The following is a 17,418-nucleotide window of genomic DNA, read 5'->3' on the forward strand; positions in this document are numbered from 1 at the left end:
GTGATCTACTCCTTTAATACGGCTTCAATATAAAGATCTGGAGAAAGAAGAACCTGTTCCGCCTGTTTGATGTATGAAGAGATAAATTCTGTGCCAAGCCCGTAAAATAATGAGAGAGCAAGCAAGAAAGCAGCCGGAACGTAAAGACTTTTTACTTGACTGGTTTCCCGAACTTGCGGAATTTTTTCCTCTCCCCAAAAACCGTTAATAAATATTTTCATCACAGAATATAGGACTAAAAGGCTTGAAAGCAAGACTGCGAAAGCTAATACAAATTCACCTTGCTCAAATCCCCCTTGGACTATTTTCAGTTTCCCGATAAAACCGCTTAATGGTGGAATGCCGGCTAAAGCTAATGCGGCGATAAAAAACATCCACCCAAGTGTTGGGTATTTTTTTATTAGTCCACTGAATTTATCAAGGTTTGTTGTTCCAGTGATCGAAAAGACGATTCCGACCAAAAGGAACAGCAACCCTTTAATAATCATATCGTGGATCATGTAATAAACAGATCCTTCTAAACCTGATTCGGTCATTGTGGACACTCCGAATAAAATGACACCAACGCCTGTCAAAATGTTGTATATCACGATCTGTTTAATATCCGAGAAGCTAATGGCGCCAATAACGCCAAATATGATCGTAAGCACCGCTAGCCATGCGATAAACGTATGAGTAAATGCAATGTCCTGCAAAAAAATAAGCGTAAACACTCTTGTGATCGAATAGACGCCAACTTTTGTCAAAAGAGCACCAAATAGAGCCGTAACAGCTGCTGGCGGAGCCTGATAGGAGCCGGGCATCCAGAAAAAAAGCGGGAAAATGGCTCCTTTCAATCCGAATACAATTAAATACATGATGGAGATGGCCGCGATGATGCCGGATGAGCCTAATTCTGCGACTCGCAGGCTCAAGTCAGCCATGTTTAATGTACCTGTTACAGCATATAGAAATGCAACGGATATGACAAATAAAGCCGATGAAATAACATTTACTAAAATGTATTTAATAGTTTCTCTTAATTGCGGCTTTGAATTTCCGTGAACAATTAAAAAATAAGAAGACATGAGCATAACTTCATAGAACACAAACAGATTGAAAAGATCTCCTGTCAGAAAAGCACCGGACACTCCGGTCAATAAAAACATGACGCCGGAATAGTAGAAAAATTTGCTTCGATTATAATCTACTATTTTGTAGGAAAATAGCAAACAGGCAAAAACAATAATGTTTGCCGTTAAAACAAGCAGAATCGCGTACATATCGGCTACAAGAACAATCCCAAACGGCGCTTTCCAATCTCCGACTTCAAGGGAAATGATTCCGTTTGTATGAACATAGTGAACAAGGAAAACGGAAATGCCGATATTTATAACAGAAGAAACAGCGCTTAAATATTTTTGCACTTTCTCTTGTTTATTGAAAAAAATAAGCAATACTGCAGTTATCATAGGAATAATTATCGGTAAAATAATGATATTGTTATTCATTTCTGATCATTTCCCCTCAATTGATCCATATCGTCTGTTCCAAGTTCTTGATAAGATCTGTAGGCTAACACTAAAAAGAAGGCTGTTACTCCAAAGCTAATGACAATTGCAGTTAATATAAGTGCTTGCGGCAAAGGGTCTACATAAGAAGCTGCGTGTTCATCTAGCAGCGGAACAGTTCCTCTTTTCAGTCCCCCCATCGTTAAAATGAGGAGATGAGCTCCGTGACTCAAAAGACCTGTTCCAATAATGATCCGCAATAAACTTTTTGAAAGCATTAAATATGTAGCTGTCATAAACAAAATTCCTGCAACAATGGAAGTTACAATCTCCATTATTCCGTCTCTCCAATCGTTTGAATAATCGTCATTGTCACGCCAACAACAACAAAATATACACCGAGATCAAAAATGACAGCAGTCGCAAGATGCGTATCGCCTAAAACCGGTATGTGAACGTGGCCATGTGTATGAGAAAGGAATGGAACTCCGAAAAGAAAGGAGCCGATCCCCGATAAAATCGCAATCAATAATCCGAACGCCGCCACTTTAACATAATTAATGGGCAAAATCGCTTTCACGGTTTTGACATCAAAAGCGATCAATAATAAAACGATTGCTCCTGATGTGATGAGCCCGCCGATAAACCCGCCTCCAGGGGCATTATGGCCAGCGAAAAATAAATGGAACGAAAAAATGATCACGATAAAAAGCACGATTTTTGTAATTGTTTGCAAAATAAGATCATTCGTTTTTAAACCCGTTTTCTTCAACGTCTTTCCCTCCTGTGCGAAGGCGAATCATACTGTAGACAGCAAGCGCTGCGATTGCCAAAACAGTTATTTCAAACAGCGTGTCAAAGCCGCGGAAATCGACTAGTATAACGTTGACGACATTGTATCCGCCGCCCAAGCTATAGCTCGTTTCCAGAAAGTATTCCGCGATCGTTTTTCCAGTGCGTTCGCTGCTTGCGGAAATGGCCAGCAGCGTTACAATCCCCCCGACGCCTGCTGAAATTATAAAATTCACTAGGCGGAATCTTCGAGTTTTATCTTTTTTCTGCAGCTCAGGTAAGAAATAAAAAGCAAGCAAAAACAAGGCAGTTGATACCGTTTCAATAACTAGCTGCGTTAAGGCTAAATCCGGCGCTCTAAATAAAACGAAAAACAGTGCGAGTGAATACCCGACGGAGCTAAGTGCAATAATGGCTGTCAATCTGGATCTTGCCAAAACAGCTGTGATTGAACCGGCTATCATAACAATCGACAGGATCAATTCATAAATTCCGACAGGTGCAGCATCATCCGCAGCAAAAGAGATTGATTGCTTGATGATCATTGTCGCTCCAACTGCCATGATCATAAATGCAAAAATATAGACGAGATAGTCGCGAATAAATCCAGTCATATAAAAGCTTGTCAGCCGGTTGGAAGTTTTGCCTGCCGTTTTTAAAGAATGATCATATAATTGATTGAGCGTCATCCTTTTCGGCTGCAGATCGTAAACTCTTTTCCATTTTGACGCTGTCAAGTATAGGAATATTCCAAGTATCACTACGCCAACTGTCATCCAAAATTCCGCAGTAAAGCCGTGCCAATGTGAAATATGAATGTGAAAATGTTCTCCATCCTTCAACAAGCTAGGCATGACAGATTTCATTGCCGGTTCGATTAAGCTGTAAGCAAGCAAGTTTGGAAAAAATCCAAAAATAACAACAAGGGATGCCAGCACAATAGGCGGAATCAGCATTCCGATCGGCGCCTCGTGGGGCTTTTTAGGCAGATTTTCCAGCTGCAATTTTCCAGCAAATGTTTTAAAAACAAATATCATGCTGTAAATAAATGTAAAAATACTGCCGATCCATGCGAGCACTGGAAGTAAAAACCCCCATGTTTCTGTTTGAAATACATCCATGTTCAATACTCGAATCATACCGGTAAAAAACATTTCCTTGCTTAAAAATCCATTAAATGGTGGAAGACCTGCCATAGAAAACGCGCCGATTAAACCGATCGTAAAGGTAATGGGCATAAGGGACATGAGTCCGCCAAGCTTTCTAATATCTCGAGTGCCTGTCTCATGATCAACAATGCCTGCAACCATAAATAGGCTGCCTTTAAATGTCGCATGGTTAATCAAATGGAAAATCGCTGCTAAAATCGCAACTGAATAAAATTCAAAATGATCAAACAAGAGGGCGGCGGAGCCGACACCTAAAAGGGACATAATCATGCCGAGCTGGCTGACAGTTGAAAAGGCTAACATCGCTTTTAAATCTGTTTGTTTCACCGCATGGAAGGATCCCCAGAATAAGGTGAAAATTCCGAAAAGTGAAACGATCCAAAACCATTCGGCACTTCCTGCAAATACAGGTGTGAATCGAGCAACTAAATAAATGCCTGCTTTCACCATCGTTGCTGAGTGGAGATAGGCACTGACTGGCGTTGGCGCTTCCATCGCATCAGGCAGCCAAATGTAAAAAGGAAATTGGGCGGATTTTGTAAATGCTCCCAATAAGAGCAGAATAAGGGCTGGGATAAATAATCCATTGTCGGCGATACTGCTGCTTTGGGCAATTGTTTCACGAATGCTGAATGTTCCAGTCATGATGTAGAGCAATATAAATCCGCCAAGCATGGAAAGCCCGCCGAAAACAGTAATAAGCATCGATTTTAGCGCCCCGTAACGTGATCTTTCCCGATAATGCCAATAGCCAATTAATAGAAAAGAAGAAAAGCTGGTAATTTCCCAAAAAGTATATAAAACAATAGTATTATCAGTTAAGACTACTCCAAGCATTGACCCCATAAACATCAACAAATAAACGTAAAACGCATTCAGCTGTTCTTTTTCCTTCGACAAATAGTAAATCGAATAAAGAACAACGAGAGATCCGATACCGGTAATGAGCAAAGCAAACAGAAGGCTGAGTCCGTCCACATAAACAGCAAAATCAATTCCTAATGATGGAATCCATTTAACAGTTTGTACGATACCTTCTTTATACTTAACTCCCGGCAAAAATTGAAGAAAAAATATGAATAAACATATAGGAAGGGGAAGCACAAACCATCCAGTATGTATTTTCCGAAATGTCTTATATAGGAATGGTACCATGAAAGCAAATAGAAATGGAAATAATATAGCCCAATGCAGAAATGTCATGTAAACCCTCCTTATCCAATGTTTTGGACTAGCTGTATTTTATTGTTCTCAATATTTTTTGCATATATAGCATTTTAAATTTCAAGTTCATAAGACCACAAATATCGTATCAAAAAAATCATAAAATGTATATTTTTTTGTGAAATTTCCCACCTTGAAAATGAGGTGGTATGATGACAAAAAAGGTAATGACAGCCGTTTTAATTTTTATCTTATTATTCAGCATTTCATGGTATTTGCATGAACAAACGAAACAGACGTATGTACATCCATCATATGAGTGGACGCCAATCAATACTTTTTCCAAAAATATGAATGAAGAAAAATTTGCACCAAGAGAATACATTCGTGTCATCAATTACTAAGAATGAAATGCCAAAAACATTAAAGAAAATACAAGTAAAATCGAGTTTTTTAAAAGAAATTGGCGATTGTCCAGTTTCTTTCTTTACAGAAAGAAAAATTTATGAGATGAACAGGCAGTTTTAAAAATTCCTCGGATTATTGTAAAAAACGTTTTTTTATGTTTTCACTAGGAAGGATGCATTTGTTTTTTTGACCGAACCATTTATATCGGTTTTTAGCAATGATCTGATAAATAAAATCGCGAATTGGTTTCGGTATGATGATGAATCCGTAAAATATTTTCAAAAACCCGCTTAAGTGTTTGGCGATATGTAAAGCAGCAGTGGATTTTGTATAACAGCGATTCCCATCCGATAATACGAGCGAATCAAAAGATTCAGTCGAAAGGCCGAATTGCTGTAATAATTCCTTTCCCTTGCTTGATTGCAGCGGTGCGAATATAAAAATTTCATCTGGATCGTGCGAAATGATGAAATTTACGGTCGAATCGCAAAAATTGCACATGCCGTCGAAAAGAATGATTTTTTTTGGCTTCATCGATATTCACTCCTTTCTTCTATTTTATAATAAAAAATTCATAAAAAATTTTTTATTTTCCGAAATGGAAGATATTTATTCTTGTTAAATGATATAATGAAGTAACGGTGTTTTCGGAGCAGTGATTCATAAGGGGGGAGGATAACGTGGAGGCCAAGAAGCAGTTATTTATTGATTTTGAATTTACAATGGCTGAGAACAAAATGAATCCGGAAGGCTTTTTTCCGGAAATTATCGAAGCGGGTGTCGTAAAGGTAGAAAGGGGAAAAATTAAAGAGACGTTTTCCACATTTGTAAAACCTAGATTTTTTCCAAAATTAACAGAACGATGTAAGCGTTTTTTGGAAATTACCCAAGAACAAGTTGATAACGGTCTATCGTTTTCCGAATTGGTTCATCTTCTTCGCAAGCTTTCTTTTGGGGAAGAAACAATGATCGTGACATGGGGCAACATGGACATGAAAGTTCTTCGCCATAATTGCAAAGAGCATGGACTGCCATTTCCAATAGCAGGTACGGAGATCGATTTATCAATGGAATATAAAAAATTTTTTGGCGACCGCAATCAAACAGGATTGTGGAAAGCTGTGGAGGAATACGGCAAAAAAGGAATCGGCAAGCATCATCGTGCACTTGACGATGCGTTAACAACTTTTAATATTTTTAAGCTGATTGAAAAAGATAAGCAATATCTTTTGAAACCAAAGCCGCTGACAATTGGTGAACGAATAGATTTAACAAAATTATGGCAAAAGCAAGCGACATGAAAAGGCCAGCTGCAATTTGTAGTGGCCTTTTCATAATGCTTTAAAATATTCTCTCTCTAATCGATTCAAGTTTTCAAGAGAACGCAATGCCCAATCGCTTCCATCTTCCTCAAGCTCCTTCTTTAAAGCAGCGGAAGCTTCTTTCAGAGAAGTTTCGTAATCAGGAATTTCCCCGTTATAATGGTGAACCATTTTTTTTGGAATATTTGCTTGTTCATTGAAGGAAAGTGCTTTGCGTTCATGAAAGAACGGAACATCTGCTTGTTTCGGCTGGTGCAAATCCCCTTGCATCGGATGTTTTAAAACCGCTTTTACTCTTACTAAATAATGATTCTCCCGAATTTCGGTAACTTCCCCGATATATTTACCGGTTTTATAAATGCCTGTAACGATATCCCCGACTTTTATGTCCAAAGTTTTCCCCTCCAGCAATTGTAATGTTTTCACCTATTGTACACTTTTATTTTCAGAGCAGATGGCATGATAAAGCAAAATTTTGCTATAGTAAAAGATAGAATGGATTTGAAAGGTCGTGATGATCATGGAATGGCTTCTAAATTTTATTCTATATTTTCCGGAAAATAAAATTGAATATTTATATGGTTTTTTGCAAATGGTTCCGTTTATCATTTTAGCTGTAGTTGCGATCATTTTTTTTAAAAAAATATCCCGCAAGGAAGAAGAAAAAGCGAATGAGCTGCTGAAAAAGCTTTCAGAAAATGAGAAAAAAAGAAGCTGAAACCGGGAGGCGATGCCTCCCAACGAATGTTAAGAAAGAGCCGTTTTTAGTCTCTTTAATCCATCTAGGACCATCTGCCGCGGACAGCCGATATTCATCCGCACAAAACCTTCTCCAGCCTTGCCGTATTTACTGCCCAGTTCCAATGCTAATTTTCCTTTTTCAAGCAGCTGTTTTTTTAATTGTTGTTCAGTCATATTTAATGAACGGCAATCAAGCCAAATTAAATACGTAGAATCAGGATGGATTACGTTTATACTTTTTAAATGCTCCCCAATATATTGTTCGACAAGTTTTACGTTTTCTTCAAGGTAAAGGAGAAGTGAATCCAGCCATTCATGTCCGTTATTGTAGGCTGCTTCCATTGCCGTAATGCCAAAAATATTTAAAGAAAAATGCCCCTGGTTTCTTTTCACTTGTTTAAATTTACCTAATATTTTCCTATCAGGAATGATCACTGCTGAAGCTTGAAGGCCGGCAAGATTAAATGTTTTGCTTGGCGCAATAGCTGTAATGGAATTTTGAGCAAATGATTCACTGATGGAAGCAAAAGGGGTGTGCTTATTGCCGAACAGCAAAATATCTGAATGAATTTCATCTGAAAAAACAAACACGCCGTTTTCTAAGCACAATTCGCCGATTTTTGCAAGCTCCTCTTTTGTCCATACTCTTCCGCTCGGGTTTTGCGGGTTGCAAAGAATCAGCATTTTGACGGATGGATCTGCCAGCTTTTCCGCCAAATCTTCAAAATCGATAGAATAACGCCCGTCTTTTAAAACTAATTCATTCTCCACAACAATGCGTTTATTATACTTCACCATGTCAAAAAAAGGCTTGTATACCGGGGGCTGAATCACAATCCGATCCCCCTCTTCCGTTAATGCTTGGATGGCTATGCTCATTGCTTCCACTACGCCTGAACAAAAATCAAGTGAATCGGCTGAAATTTCCCATCCATGTCTTGTTTTTAGCCAATTTTGAACCGATTTTTTTGTTTTGGAGGCGACGCCAGTATAGCCGTACACACCGTGTTCGACTCGTTCTTTCAAAGCCGCTATGACCGCATCGGGAGATTTGAAATCCATATCAGCTACCCACATTGGCAAAACATCTTCATGTCCGAACAATTCTTTTGTGAAATCCCATTTGTAAGATTGTGTTCCTTTTCTTTTTATTACTTGATCAAAATCACTCATCTTCTCACCTCAATACCAATGTATATGTGCTAAAATACAATTGCAAACATTTTGTACCAATTTGGGGGAAGCGATATGGAACAAAAAGAGGCAAATTTATTTATGATTGAACTGTTAAGTGAATGGGATCCGCTCCAACTGGGCAATGATGCTTACGAAATGGAAATAATTGATTGTATTCAAGCCGTTCATACAATTGATCACCCTTTACAGTTGGCTAGGAAGATTCAGTCAATTTACGAATTCTCTTTTGAAGAGGTTATACCTTTAAAGGAATGTGAAAAAATCGCCAAAAAACTATTGGCGATTAAAAAAAATGTGTCATGCCAATTATTGTAAAAACACTTGCCTATTTAGCCGAAACAAAAATCAAAAATGTGATTACTAACATGATATGGCCGCTCTTCAGGCACTAAATGGCCTGTTTGTTTAAAAGAGACAAAACGAGAGATGGGCAAATCTTTCTGAAGCTGGTATCCGACTTCGATTGGAACGATTTTATCTTCTTCCCCCCATACTAATAAGCATGGAATTTCAATCGTTTTTAAGTCTTGTGAGGAAAGATCTCCTTCACGTTCACGAATCATTCGGGTCAATGCTCTGAAAATTTTATCGTCATAAAACGGTTCGCTATATCCGTATATCATGTCTTCGTTAATGAGCGATTGGTCGTGCACGACACTGCATAAGCTTTTCCATACGCCTTGCCTGATAAATTGTCTTTTAACGTAAAGGTAAAAATACGGGAGATATGAACAAAATATGAGAGAGGAAGGCATCTTTTGCATATAACCAGAGCTGCAAATGAGCACAATTTTTTTAAACAAATCAGGTTTTTGCTTAGCTGCATATAAAGAAATTTGTCCGCCCATGGAATGGCCGACAATTACAGCCTGTTTGATTTGCAAACGTTCTAAAAGCTCTATAACCGCTTTTGCCATGTTGTGATAGGAATAGAAAAACTTCGTTGCTTTTTCGGATTTCCCAAATGGGGGAAGATCAATGGCTATAATGGAAAAGTGCTTTTTTAATAAAGGGATTAATTTTCTGTAGCTGAAGGTGGAGGATAAAAATCCATGAATCAGCACGATCGTATCTGTTTGTTGTGGATGATGATAATATTCGTAATATATATTTGTTCCTAATATTTTCATCTTGTGATGGATTTCCTTTAGCAATGCTTATTTCTCCTTTCAGTAATTTTGTACCGTTAGTTTATCCATCAATTTAAAAAATTTTCTGGTATAGTGATGTAAAAATTCTGGAACGTGATATAATTATCTGAAGATTCCATTTTAGGGGGATTTACAAAAATGAAATTGACTGAAAAGGAAACAGAAATTTTAGAAATTTTGGAGGAAGACAGCCGATTAACACCTGAAACAATTGCGAAAATGATTGGACTTTCTGAGGAAGAGACAAAGAAATTGATTTCAGGTTTAGAAGAGAAAAAAATCATCGTGAATTATGCGACAACCATTGATTGGAAAAAGGTAGACGGACATGAAGGCGTAACAGCCATGATCGATGTAAAGGTGGCTCCAAAAAGAGGCGTAGGGTTTGATGAAATTGCCGAACGCATTTATCGATTTAACGAGGTTAAATCGGTTTATTTAATGTCAGGCGCTTATGATCTTTCTGTCGTGATTGAAGGAAAAACAATGAATGATATAGCCCGTTTTGTATCGGAGAAGCTGTCAACGCTTGAATCCGTTTTATCTACAACAACACATTTTATTTTGAAAAAATATAAACATGACGGAATCATTTTTGATCACGAAGATAAAGATAAAAGAATCGTGGTGTCACCATGAAAATGAAGACGTTAAATTCATATTTGTCAGAAACTGTCATAAATATGAAGCCATCAGGCATCCGCAAGTTTTTTGACCTGGCTGCCAATATGGAAGGCGTTATTTCACTTGGTGTAGGAGAGCCTGATTTTGTCACTCCATGGAATGTACGCGAAGCCTGCATTCTTTCCTTGGAACAAGGATTTACGTCTTATACAGCAAACGCTGGATTGTATGAGCTTCGCGAAAAAATCAGCGAGTATTTGTTCAAACGTTTTGATTTACAGTACGATCCGGCTGAAGAAATTATTGTAACAGTTGGTGCGAGTCAAGCGATCGATATAGCTTTCCGGTCTATTATTAATAGCGGGGATGAAGTATTAATAATAGAACCTTGCTTTGTTTCATATGCGCCTCTGGTCACTCTCGCGGGAGGGAAGCCTGTCAGCGTATCTACCTTTGGAGAAGAAGAATTTAAAGTCAATCCGGAAATTTTGGAAAAATATATTACAAGTAAGACAAAAGCCATTATGATTTGTACGCCAAACAACCCGACAGGAACGGTTTTATCGAAGAAAGAGCTGGAAGCAGTTGCACAAATTGCTAAGCGATATGACTTGCTGGTAGTGGCTGATGAGATTTATGCTGAGCTCTGTTATGAAGATGAATATGTAAGCATGCCGAGTATTGAAGGTATGAAGGAACGGACAATTCTTATTTCCGGCTTTTCTAAAGGCTTTGCCATGACAGGGTGGCGGCTTGGGTATATAGCTGCTGACCGAGTTTTTGCGCGTGCAATGTTGAAGGTTCATCAATATTCGATCATGTGCGCGCCGACAATGGCCCAATACGCTGCATTAGAAGCATTGGAAAATGATGAAGATGTTTTATACATGCGGAAAAGCTATCAAAGAAGAAGAAACTACATTGTTCAGTCATTAAATGAAGCCGGTTTATTTTGCCATATGCCGGGCGGTGCCTTTTATGCTTTTCCAAGCATTAAAAGCACCGGATTGTCTTCCGAGGAATTTGCGGAGAGATTGCTTTTAGAAGAAAAAGTAGCAGTAGTCCCCGGCAATGTTTTTGGCCAAAGCGGCGAAGGATATATTCGTTGTTCATACGCATCATCTATGGAGCAGCTTCAAGAAGCGATGAAAAGGATCAAACGATTTGTACAATCTTTATAATGCTTTTATTGCCTGGCCTAATATGAGGCCAGGTTTTTTTATTTATTTTTGCTCAAATGAGTACATTGTGTTATAATTGATCACCGCATATTCGTTTTAAGCAGAAATTATGAATTAGGAGTGTTTAAATGGCTAATCAATATCCTATCGGGGCTGTTTTAGTTGGTAAAGTGACAGGAATCCAGCCGTACGGTGCATTTGTAGCATTGGATGAAGAAACGCAAGGTCTAGTGCATATTTCGGAAATTGCCCACGGATATGTAAAAGATGTCCGGGATTACTTAAAGATCGGCGATGAAGTAAATGTAAAAATTCTTTCTGTTGATCATGAATCGGGAAAGATCAGCTTATCCATTAAGGCAGTGGAAGAAAAATCAAAACCAATTGCTAAACAAAAAACAGAAAACGAAGCGTCAAGAGGCTTTAACACATTGCGTGAAAAGCTGCAGGAATGGATTGAACAATCAAAACACGAAAATATTATAAAAAAATAAAGACATACGCATCATGGTCATGGCGGAATTTTACGGAAACGTTATTGTAGAACACGAATTTGCTTTTTAATACTTATTCCTGTTACAAAGACTGCTATCGAACTTTGCCCGGACATTCTTTTAAAGATTTATCGAATGTCATTTCGGTTATAGAAGTTCGAAAAGCGGCAATCCTTCAAGCTGCGCTAATGAAAAAAACCGGCAATTATGCCGGTTTATTTGAACCCTACTTTTCGGTTCTGTCGATTTTAGAAAAAAATTATAGAAGGTTTTTTTACAGAAAATTATGTCGATTTTTTAAGCTCCGAATTTTGATCTCATTGAAATGCTTGTTGTCTTTATCTTGTTTCCGTCTTAGGCTCATTACGGGCAAATTCTGCATCAGGTTTAAATAAGAGAGCAAGATTAATGAGACCGGCAATACCGACTATACCATAAATGATTCTAGATAAAGCAGCATTTTGGCCGCCAAAAATAGCTGCCACAAGATCAAATTGAAAAAATCCGATAAGACCCCAGTTCAGGGCTCCGATTATTGTAAAAAGCAGTGCAATCCGCTGTAAAGTGCTCATGTTGCTACCTCCTTTAAGTTGAATTTTTCCTTATTAACTTGTATCAAAATGAAAAATTTATACATCTGATAGCAGGAATAATGAGCCTGTTCTGTTTATTGTTTTCTTGATTTCGACAAATATTTTCGATAAAGTGGAAGACATGGCAGATAAATTTTTAGAGATGGAGGAATTGGCTTATGGCACATGTACGTTTTGATTACTCTAAAGCTTTATCTTTTTTTAGTGAGCAAGAATTTACATATTATCAAGATTTTGTAAAGGTTGCCCATCATTCCTTGCATGAAAAATCAGGTCAAGGAAGTGATTTTTTAGGCTGGATCGATTTGCCGCAAGATTATGACAAGGAGGAATTTGCACGGATTCAACAATGTGCCGAAAAAATCCGTTCGGATTCTGATGTATTGCTTGTCATCGGAATCGGAGGTTCTTATTTAGGTGCTCGAGCTGCAATTGAAATGTTGAACCATTCATTTTTTAATGCTCTTTCAAAAAGCCAAAGAAAAGCGCCGCAAATTATTTTTGTCGGAAACAATATAAGTTCTACATATATCCAAGATGTTATTGATTTTATAAAAGAAAAAGATTTTTCCATTAATGTCATTTCTAAATCTGGAACAACGACAGAACCAGCGATAGCGTTCCGAATTTTCCGTAAATTATTAGAGGATAAATATGGAAGAGAAGAAGCGAAAAAACGTATTTATGCTACGACAGATAAAGCGCGCGGAGCCCTCAAAACACTCGCAAATGAAGAAGGATATGAATCATTTATTATCCCGGATGATGTCGGCGGACGATATTCTGTTCTAACTGCTGTCGGGCTTCTTCCGATTGCGGTAAGCGGAGTGGATATTGAAGAGATTATGAAGGGCGCTCAAGATGCAAGAAGAGATTTTTCTTCTTCCGAGCTAATGGAGAATCCAGCTTACCAGTATGCCGTTGCGCGCAATATTCTTTATAATAAAGGGAAAACAATTGAAATGCTCATCAATTATGAGCCGGCTCTTCAATATTTTGCGGAATGGTGGAAGCAGCTTTTCGGGGAAAGTGAAGGAAAAGATTTGAAAGGTATTTTCCCTGCTTCAGCCAACTTTTCGACAGATCTGCATTCGTTAGGACAATATGTGCAAGAAGGGCGCCGGGACATATTTGAAACGATCTTACATGTAGAGAAGGTACGGCATGATATAACGATTGAAGAAGATGAAAGCAACCTAGACGGATTAAATTATTTAGCCGGAAAATCTGTTGATTTTGTCAATAAAAAAGCATTTGAAGGGACTCTCTTAGCTCATACTGACGGGGGCGTACCGAACCTCATTGTTTCCATTCCTGAATTAAACGCTTATACATTCGGATATCTCGTTTATTTCTTTGAAAAAGCTTGTGCAATGAGCGGTTATTTACTTGGCGTTAACCCGTTTGACCAGCCAGGCGTAGAAGCATACAAAATCAACATGTTCGCTCTTTTAGGCAAACCGGGCTTTGAAGAGAAAAAAGCTGAGCTTGAAAAACGCTTGAAATAAAAGGGAATCATGTAAAAAAGAACGGCAATTTGTTGCTGAATTTTCCTTTGCCAAGCAGACAGAATTTGATTAAGCAGCAGCTGTAGCTATTTCTAGCTACAGCTGTTTTATTTTTGTCTATCTGCTGCCCGCTTCCGACAATTGGAATGCAATGTTGCTCTTTTATTCCTTTATTTAGAAAAATAAATACACAATTTGCTCTTCATCGCAATATTTTTGACTGTCACGTTATATCCCTTCCATTAACAGAAGCCCTTTAACTTTTATCTGTCTGCTGTAAGAGCGTGGAGAATATTATTGGGAAGAGGGATCCGCATAGTTAGAGCAAAATTCGAAATAAAAAACCAATTTTTTAACTTAAAATAATGACTTTCCATCAAACGAAAAATTCGCTCGAATATTTGCCGAATGCAAAAATCGCCATTTTCCATAAAGCTTGAAGAGCATCTTTCATGACTACTTTTTCACCATTGGGTAAACATAATAAAAAATGAGCAGGAAGGTGTTTAAGTAATGATTGAAATTTCTTCATCTTTGGAAGGAAAACAATATCCTTTATACGATTTAGAACTGGAATTAAAACAGTTAGGATACACAATTGGAGGGAATTGGGATTATGATCACGGTTATTTTGATTATCTGATGGATGATGACGACGGATACCACTTTTTAAGAATACCGTTTCGTGCTGTCGACGGGCAATTGGATGCACATAATGCAACGGTAAGACTCGGCCGGCCTTTTATTTTAACCCACAAATATAAAGAGGGACTTGACGATCATGCGGCAATTGGAAACTTCCAAGCCTCCTTTAATCAGTTTTCCGAACCGGCGGAAAAAGATGCCGATGTTTTAGAGCCTTATGTTCAATTAGGAGAGACACTAATTCAAGAGCTTGAAAGAAGATTAAATTAGTTTTTTAAAGCTATTAAACAATCGTGTTGAACGACTGTAAAATTGTGGGGAGGGTTTAGAAAAATCTCTTCCCCTCTTTTGATGCCAAAAAGAATGATGCCATTGGAAAACAGGTCATTATGTAATTGCTGAAAATTTTTCCCGATGTCCTGGTCTGTTGGAGATTCAATTGTTAAGCGGGCGCCGTATGCTTTCCCGAGCTCTAATATAACATTCGAAAATCCATTCTGAAATAAGAAGCTATTTAAAAAGACTTGACCAACCACCTGGAAAGATTGAATAATCTCATCAGCTCCCGCCCGTTTGGCATTCAATGTTTGTGTTTTTGTCATCATTTCGCAAATGGTGTACACGGACGGATTTGACGCTTTTACCGTAATTAATACTAAAATCGTGAGCATGTCGGCTTCCAATTCGTTTCTATGTTGATCAGCTGTTATGAAGACAGCTTTTGCCTCTTTAATGTTTGCTTTATTTAAAATTTGATCATCGGCAGGATTTCCTTTAATAAAGTGTATGTTTTCATCAATATAAGGTGCCTCAGATAATGTTTGGTCGATAAGAACAATAGGGCAGTAAAATTTTATAATACGCAGTGTTTCAATAATCTCCTTTGTTTTTTCATTCCAGCCAATTAATAAAAAATGGTTTTTCCCTTTGAAAGGAATTTCCCCGTCAATATAGGCATTTTGCCTTTTTACAGCAGCAGCTGATAAATTCGTAAAATAGGATGTTAAAAATGCTACTCCGGTCAAAATTAGTATCATTCCGAATGTACGTCCCAAAAAAGTTTTTGGAACGAAATCGCCATAACCGGTTGTAGACATTGTTACAAGAGCCCACCATATGCCTTCAAAAGGTGTAGGAAACTCCTTCGGTTCTATGTAAGAAATCATCGTGCCAAACAAAATTAAAATCATTAACACAATAACAGACATTCGGATAAAAACCGGCCACCTTAAATATTGAATCCAAAGCTTTGATTTCATGATTTACTTCCTTTCGTTTCGGCAAGAAAAGAGAAAATTTCTGTAATAATTGTATTGATTTTTTTGGAAACGGCCTCTTTTCCGTATGCATCGACCGCGCGTTTAATCGCCTTGATGGTTTGATCTTCAAATTCTATAATGCTTACATCTTCTTCTGATTCATTGTACAGCTCGATAAATACATCTAACGCATCGTTCATGTTATCAATTGCGGTACTCAGTTGTTTTTTCTCTTCATTATTAAGTTTCATCTCAACACCCCTGTATTAGTATGTGCAAATTCTTTTTTGAAAATGAAACTTTTCGTATACAAATGCGTATGAATATGTTGGACAGCTGAATTCATAATTATGGGGTGATTTTACAGTAAAGCTGAATGAAATGGTTCATGTCATCGTAGAATAGTAAAGACATGTGTCAGTTCTTTTACATTGATACAAAATTCTGTACAAATTCCTTCAAAAATTGTTATATTATTGTTAACTATAAAAAATAGAACGGGAGGTTTTTCAAAATGCTTTTTCATCCGATGGACATTCTGGTGTTCATTGCCTTCGGAATATCTATTTGGGCGCAATTCCGTGTGAAAGGGAATTTTGCTAAGTATTCCGATGTGATCGCTTCGAGTCATTTAACAGGGGCAGAAGTTGCGCGGAGAATTTTGGATCAAAACGGACTTTATGACGTTCCAGTCGAGCCTGTTCACGGGCAGCTGACAGACCACTACGATCCAATTCATCGGGTTGTGCGGTTATCAGAGCCGGTTTATTACGGAAATTCGATTGCGGCCGTCTCCGTCGCGGCGCATGAGTGCGGACACGCAATTCAACATAAAGAACGGTATGGTGCTCTTGTGTTAAGACATAAAATGTTTCCAGTTGTCAATCTTACATCGGGAATTGCTCCGATTTTGCTTATTGCCGGGTTTTTATTACAAAGCTTAAACTTGTTAGGGCTTGGGATTATCTTTTTCTCCGCTGCAGTTGCATTTCAGTTGATCACATTGCCTGTTGAGTTTAATGCGAGCTCTAGAGCAAAAGCTATTTTAGTAAGCGACGGCTTTATCCGAAACGAAGAAGAGCACGGAGTCAATAAAGTATTAAATGCAGCGGCTTTAACGTATGTTGCGGCAGCTTTAATATCTCTATTTGAACTTCTGAAATTCGTGATGATTTTCTTCCAATCTCAAGAAGAATAAAAATTGGAAAAGGGGCTTATTCGTATAATAGGCCCCTTGTCATTTTAGAAAAAGCGCAAGGCTAAGAGGCGGTGTTTATCATGTTAAAAAAATTTATATTACAGACGAGCCGGCGTGATGAAATGATTGACATTACAATGTCAATTCAACAGTTTGTACATGAATCAGCCGTTTCAGAAGGGATAGTTGTGGTATACTGTCCGCACACGACAGCAGGCATTACGATCAATGAAAATGCTGATCCTGACGTAAAGCGGGATATGATTCGCCGTTTCGATGAGCTGTACCCATGGGAGAATCCGCTTGACCGGCATTTTGAAGGGAATACTGCTGCTCATATGAAAGCAAGTACTGTCGGAGCATCCCAGCACGTTATCATCTTGGAAGGAAATTTGCTGCTTGGGACATGGCAAGGCATTTATTTTTGCGAGTTTGACGGACCTAGAAAACGGACATATTATGCAAAAATTTTAAAAGGATAG

Annotated in this window: 22 protein-coding genes; 11 read left to right on the forward strand and 11 right to left on the reverse strand. The window is 38.1% G+C overall.

The genetic code is table 11. From position 1 onward, the window contains the following. Window positions 1-5: 5 nt before the first annotated feature. Genes RI196_RS04520 through RI196_RS04535 form a run of 4 tightly spaced genes read right to left on the reverse strand, consistent with a single transcriptional unit; the run spans window position 6 to window position 4,654 of the window. A complete protein-coding gene (locus RI196_RS04520; protein ID WP_066249250.1) occupies window positions 6-1,490 on the reverse strand; it encodes a Na+/H+ antiporter subunit D in 1,485 nt (494 codons plus the stop codon). After that, entirely contained in the window at window positions 1,487-1,825 is a 339-nt protein-coding gene (locus RI196_RS04525; RefSeq protein WP_144597768.1) for a Na(+)/H(+) antiporter subunit C, read from the reverse strand. Before RI196_RS04525 ends, RI196_RS04520 begins: the two co-directional genes overlap by 4 nt. After that, window positions 1,825-2,262 carry a Na(+)/H(+) antiporter subunit B gene (locus RI196_RS04530; RefSeq protein ID WP_130157063.1) on the reverse strand — a complete coding sequence of 146 codons (438 nt, stop codon included), beginning with the start codon at window positions 2,260-2,262 and terminating at the stop codon, window positions 1,825-1,827. Before RI196_RS04530 ends, RI196_RS04525 begins: the two co-directional genes overlap by 1 nt. Further along, entirely contained in the window at window positions 2,234-4,654 is a 2,421-nt protein-coding gene (locus tag RI196_RS04535) for a Na+/H+ antiporter subunit A (RefSeq protein ID WP_311066997.1), read from the reverse strand. The genes RI196_RS04530 and RI196_RS04535 overlap by 29 nt, the downstream gene beginning before the upstream one ends. 173 nt (window positions 4,655-4,827) lie before the next feature. Here RI196_RS04535 and RI196_RS04540 point away from each other — a divergent pair, with 173 nt between their 5' ends. Beyond that, a complete protein-coding gene (locus RI196_RS04540; protein ID WP_130157067.1) occupies window positions 4,828-5,019 on the forward strand; it encodes a hypothetical protein in 192 nt (63 codons plus the stop codon). Between the two features lie 136 nt (window positions 5,020-5,155). On the opposite strand, the gene RI196_RS04545 is transcribed toward RI196_RS04540, so the two are convergent. Continuing rightward, a complete protein-coding gene (locus tag RI196_RS04545) occupies window positions 5,156-5,557 on the reverse strand; it encodes a thiol-disulfide oxidoreductase DCC family protein (RefSeq protein ID WP_144597766.1) in 402 nt (133 codons plus the stop codon). Window positions 5,558-5,703: 146 nt separating this feature from the next. On the opposite strand from RI196_RS04545, the gene kapD reads away from it, so the two are divergent. Continuing rightward, the gene (kapD, locus tag RI196_RS04550; RefSeq protein WP_063387101.1) at window positions 5,704-6,324 is read left to right on the forward strand and encodes a 3'-5' exonuclease KapD; all 621 of its coding nucleotides are present in this window, start codon (window positions 5,704-5,706) and stop codon (window positions 6,322-6,324) included. Between the two features lie 30 nt (window positions 6,325-6,354). Here the strand turns inward: kapD and kapB are convergent, their stop codons facing one another. Continuing rightward, the gene (kapB, locus tag RI196_RS04555) at window positions 6,355-6,738 is read right to left on the reverse strand and encodes a kinase-associated lipoprotein KapB (RefSeq protein WP_063387055.1); all 384 of its coding nucleotides are present in this window, start codon (window positions 6,736-6,738) and stop codon (window positions 6,355-6,357) included. Between the two features lie 127 nt (window positions 6,739-6,865). On the opposite strand from kapB, the gene RI196_RS04560 reads away from it, so the two are divergent. Further along, window positions 6,866-7,063, forward strand: coding sequence for a hypothetical protein (locus RI196_RS04560; protein WP_063387054.1), 198 nt, complete (start codon window positions 6,866-6,868; stop codon window positions 7,061-7,063). 29 nt (window positions 7,064-7,092) lie between these two features. Here the strand turns inward: RI196_RS04560 and RI196_RS04565 are convergent, their stop codons facing one another. Continuing rightward, window positions 7,093-8,259 carry a MalY/PatB family protein gene (locus RI196_RS04565; protein WP_144597765.1) on the reverse strand — a complete coding sequence of 389 codons (1,167 nt, stop codon included), beginning with the start codon at window positions 8,257-8,259 and terminating at the stop codon, window positions 7,093-7,095. Between the two features lie 75 nt (window positions 8,260-8,334). Between RI196_RS04565 and RI196_RS04570 the strand changes: the two genes are divergently transcribed. Further along, the gene (locus RI196_RS04570; protein ID WP_144597764.1) at window positions 8,335-8,598 is read left to right on the forward strand and encodes a DUF1871 family protein; all 264 of its coding nucleotides are present in this window, start codon (window positions 8,335-8,337) and stop codon (window positions 8,596-8,598) included. Between the two features lie 14 nt (window positions 8,599-8,612). On the opposite strand, the gene RI196_RS04575 is transcribed toward RI196_RS04570, so the two are convergent. Further along, window positions 8,613-9,413, reverse strand: a complete 801-nt coding sequence (locus RI196_RS04575; RefSeq protein WP_063387100.1) for an alpha/beta fold hydrolase — start codon at window positions 9,411-9,413, stop codon at window positions 8,613-8,615. 159 nt (window positions 9,414-9,572) lie between these two features. Here RI196_RS04575 and RI196_RS04580 point away from each other — a divergent pair, with 159 nt between their 5' ends. The 3 genes from RI196_RS04580 to yugI all read left to right on the forward strand — a co-directional run bounded on the left by RI196_RS04580 (window position 9,573) and on the right by yugI (window position 11,733). Further along, window positions 9,573-10,073 (forward strand): Lrp/AsnC family transcriptional regulator, encoded by a 501-nt coding sequence (locus tag RI196_RS04580; RefSeq protein ID WP_063387051.1) that lies wholly within the window; start codon window positions 9,573-9,575, stop codon window positions 10,071-10,073. Continuing rightward, a complete protein-coding gene (locus RI196_RS04585) occupies window positions 10,070-11,239 on the forward strand; it encodes an aminotransferase (RefSeq protein WP_186439307.1) in 1,170 nt (389 codons plus the stop codon). Before RI196_RS04580 ends, RI196_RS04585 begins: the two co-directional genes overlap by 4 nt. A gap of 128 nt (window positions 11,240-11,367) precedes the next feature. Beyond that, window positions 11,368-11,733, forward strand: coding sequence for a S1 domain-containing post-transcriptional regulator GSP13 (gene yugI / locus RI196_RS04590; RefSeq protein WP_063387050.1), 366 nt, complete (start codon window positions 11,368-11,370; stop codon window positions 11,731-11,733). Window positions 11,734-12,071: 338 nt separating this feature from the next. Here the strand turns inward: yugI and RI196_RS04595 are convergent, their stop codons facing one another. Continuing rightward, window positions 12,072-12,305 (reverse strand): DUF378 domain-containing protein, encoded by a 234-nt coding sequence (locus tag RI196_RS04595; RefSeq protein WP_063387049.1) that lies wholly within the window; start codon window positions 12,303-12,305, stop codon window positions 12,072-12,074. Between the two features lie 179 nt (window positions 12,306-12,484). Between RI196_RS04595 and RI196_RS04600 the strand changes: the two genes are divergently transcribed. Then, the gene (locus RI196_RS04600; protein ID WP_063387048.1) at window positions 12,485-13,834 is read left to right on the forward strand and encodes a glucose-6-phosphate isomerase; all 1,350 of its coding nucleotides are present in this window, start codon (window positions 12,485-12,487) and stop codon (window positions 13,832-13,834) included. A 513-nt stretch (window positions 13,835-14,347) separates the two neighbouring features. Beyond that, window positions 14,348-14,749: a YugN-like family protein gene (locus tag RI196_RS04605; RefSeq protein ID WP_063387047.1), complete on the forward strand. Its 402-nt coding sequence runs from the start codon at window positions 14,348-14,350 to the stop codon at window positions 14,747-14,749. Here RI196_RS04605 and RI196_RS04610 read toward each other — a convergent pair. Both RI196_RS04610 and RI196_RS04615 read right to left on the reverse strand, forming a co-directional pair. Continuing rightward, complete coding sequence (locus tag RI196_RS04610; protein WP_311066998.1) at window positions 14,746-15,738, reverse strand: potassium channel family protein; 993 nt, start codon at window positions 15,736-15,738, stop codon at window positions 14,746-14,748. The genes RI196_RS04605 and RI196_RS04610 overlap by 4 nt on opposite strands. Continuing rightward, window positions 15,735-15,989: a hypothetical protein gene (locus tag RI196_RS04615; protein ID WP_063387045.1), complete on the reverse strand. Its 255-nt coding sequence runs from the start codon at window positions 15,987-15,989 to the stop codon at window positions 15,735-15,737. The genes RI196_RS04610 and RI196_RS04615 overlap by 4 nt, the downstream gene beginning before the upstream one ends. Window positions 15,990-16,252: 263 nt before the next feature. Between RI196_RS04615 and RI196_RS04620 the strand changes: the two genes are divergently transcribed. Together RI196_RS04620 and RI196_RS04625 are read left to right on the forward strand one after the other, a co-directional pair. Further along, a complete protein-coding gene (locus RI196_RS04620; protein WP_063387044.1) occupies window positions 16,253-16,936 on the forward strand; it encodes a zinc metallopeptidase in 684 nt (227 codons plus the stop codon). 80 nt (window positions 16,937-17,016) lie between these two features. Next, window positions 17,017-17,418 (forward strand): secondary thiamine-phosphate synthase enzyme YjbQ, encoded by a 402-nt coding sequence (locus tag RI196_RS04625; RefSeq protein WP_063387043.1) that lies wholly within the window; start codon window positions 17,017-17,019, stop codon window positions 17,416-17,418.

Source organism: Aeribacillus composti, assembly GCF_031760945.1.
GTDB lineage: Bacteria > Bacillota > Bacilli > Bacillales > Aeribacillaceae > Aeribacillus > Aeribacillus composti.

Bases quoted from the DNA above. Each gene is read 5' to 3' on its own strand.
- RI196_RS04575 (WP_063387100.1), bottom strand. From the start codon at position 9,413: ATGAAAATATTAGGAACAAATATATATTACGAATATTATCATCATCCA.
- RI196_RS04565 (WP_144597765.1), bottom strand. From the start codon at position 8,259: ATGAGTGATTTTGATCAAGTAATAAAAAGAAAAGGAACACAATCTTAC.
- RI196_RS04585 (WP_186439307.1), top strand. From the start codon at position 10,070: ATGAAAATGAAGACGTTAAATTCATATTTGTCAGAAACTGTCATAAAT.
- RI196_RS04545 (WP_144597766.1), bottom strand. From the start codon at position 5,557: ATGAAGCCAAAAAAAATCATTCTTTTCGACGGCATGTGCAATTTTTGC.
- RI196_RS04595 (WP_063387049.1), bottom strand. From the start codon at position 12,305: ATGAGCACTTTACAGCGGATTGCACTGCTTTTTACAATAATCGGAGCC.
- RI196_RS04625 (WP_063387043.1), top strand. From the start codon at position 17,017: ATGTTAAAAAAATTTATATTACAGACGAGCCGGCGTGATGAAATGATT.
- RI196_RS04605 (WP_063387047.1), top strand. From the start codon at position 14,348: ATGATTGAAATTTCTTCATCTTTGGAAGGAAAACAATATCCTTTATAC.
- RI196_RS04610 (WP_311066998.1), bottom strand. From the start codon at position 15,738: ATGAAATCAAAGCTTTGGATTCAATATTTAAGGTGGCCGGTTTTTATC.
- RI196_RS04600 (WP_063387048.1), top strand. From the start codon at position 12,485: ATGGCACATGTACGTTTTGATTACTCTAAAGCTTTATCTTTTTTTAGT.
- RI196_RS04570 (WP_144597764.1), top strand. From the start codon at position 8,335: ATGGAACAAAAAGAGGCAAATTTATTTATGATTGAACTGTTAAGTGAA.
- RI196_RS04535 (WP_311066997.1), bottom strand. From the start codon at position 4,654: ATGACATTTCTGCATTGGGCTATATTATTTCCATTTCTATTTGCTTTC.
- RI196_RS04540 (WP_130157067.1), top strand. From the start codon at position 4,828: ATGACAAAAAAGGTAATGACAGCCGTTTTAATTTTTATCTTATTATTC.
- RI196_RS04525 (WP_144597768.1), bottom strand. From the start codon at position 1,825: ATGGAGATTGTAACTTCCATTGTTGCAGGAATTTTGTTTATGACAGCT.
- RI196_RS04520 (WP_066249250.1), bottom strand. From the start codon at position 1,490: ATGAATAACAATATCATTATTTTACCGATAATTATTCCTATGATAACT.
- RI196_RS04620 (WP_063387044.1), top strand. From the start codon at position 16,253: ATGCTTTTTCATCCGATGGACATTCTGGTGTTCATTGCCTTCGGAATA.
- RI196_RS04580 (WP_063387051.1), top strand. From the start codon at position 9,573: ATGAAATTGACTGAAAAGGAAACAGAAATTTTAGAAATTTTGGAGGAA.
- RI196_RS04615 (WP_063387045.1), bottom strand. From the start codon at position 15,989: ATGAAACTTAATAATGAAGAGAAAAAACAACTGAGTACCGCAATTGAT.
- yugI (WP_063387050.1), top strand. From the start codon at position 11,368: ATGGCTAATCAATATCCTATCGGGGCTGTTTTAGTTGGTAAAGTGACA.
- RI196_RS04560 (WP_063387054.1), top strand. From the start codon at position 6,866: ATGGAATGGCTTCTAAATTTTATTCTATATTTTCCGGAAAATAAAATT.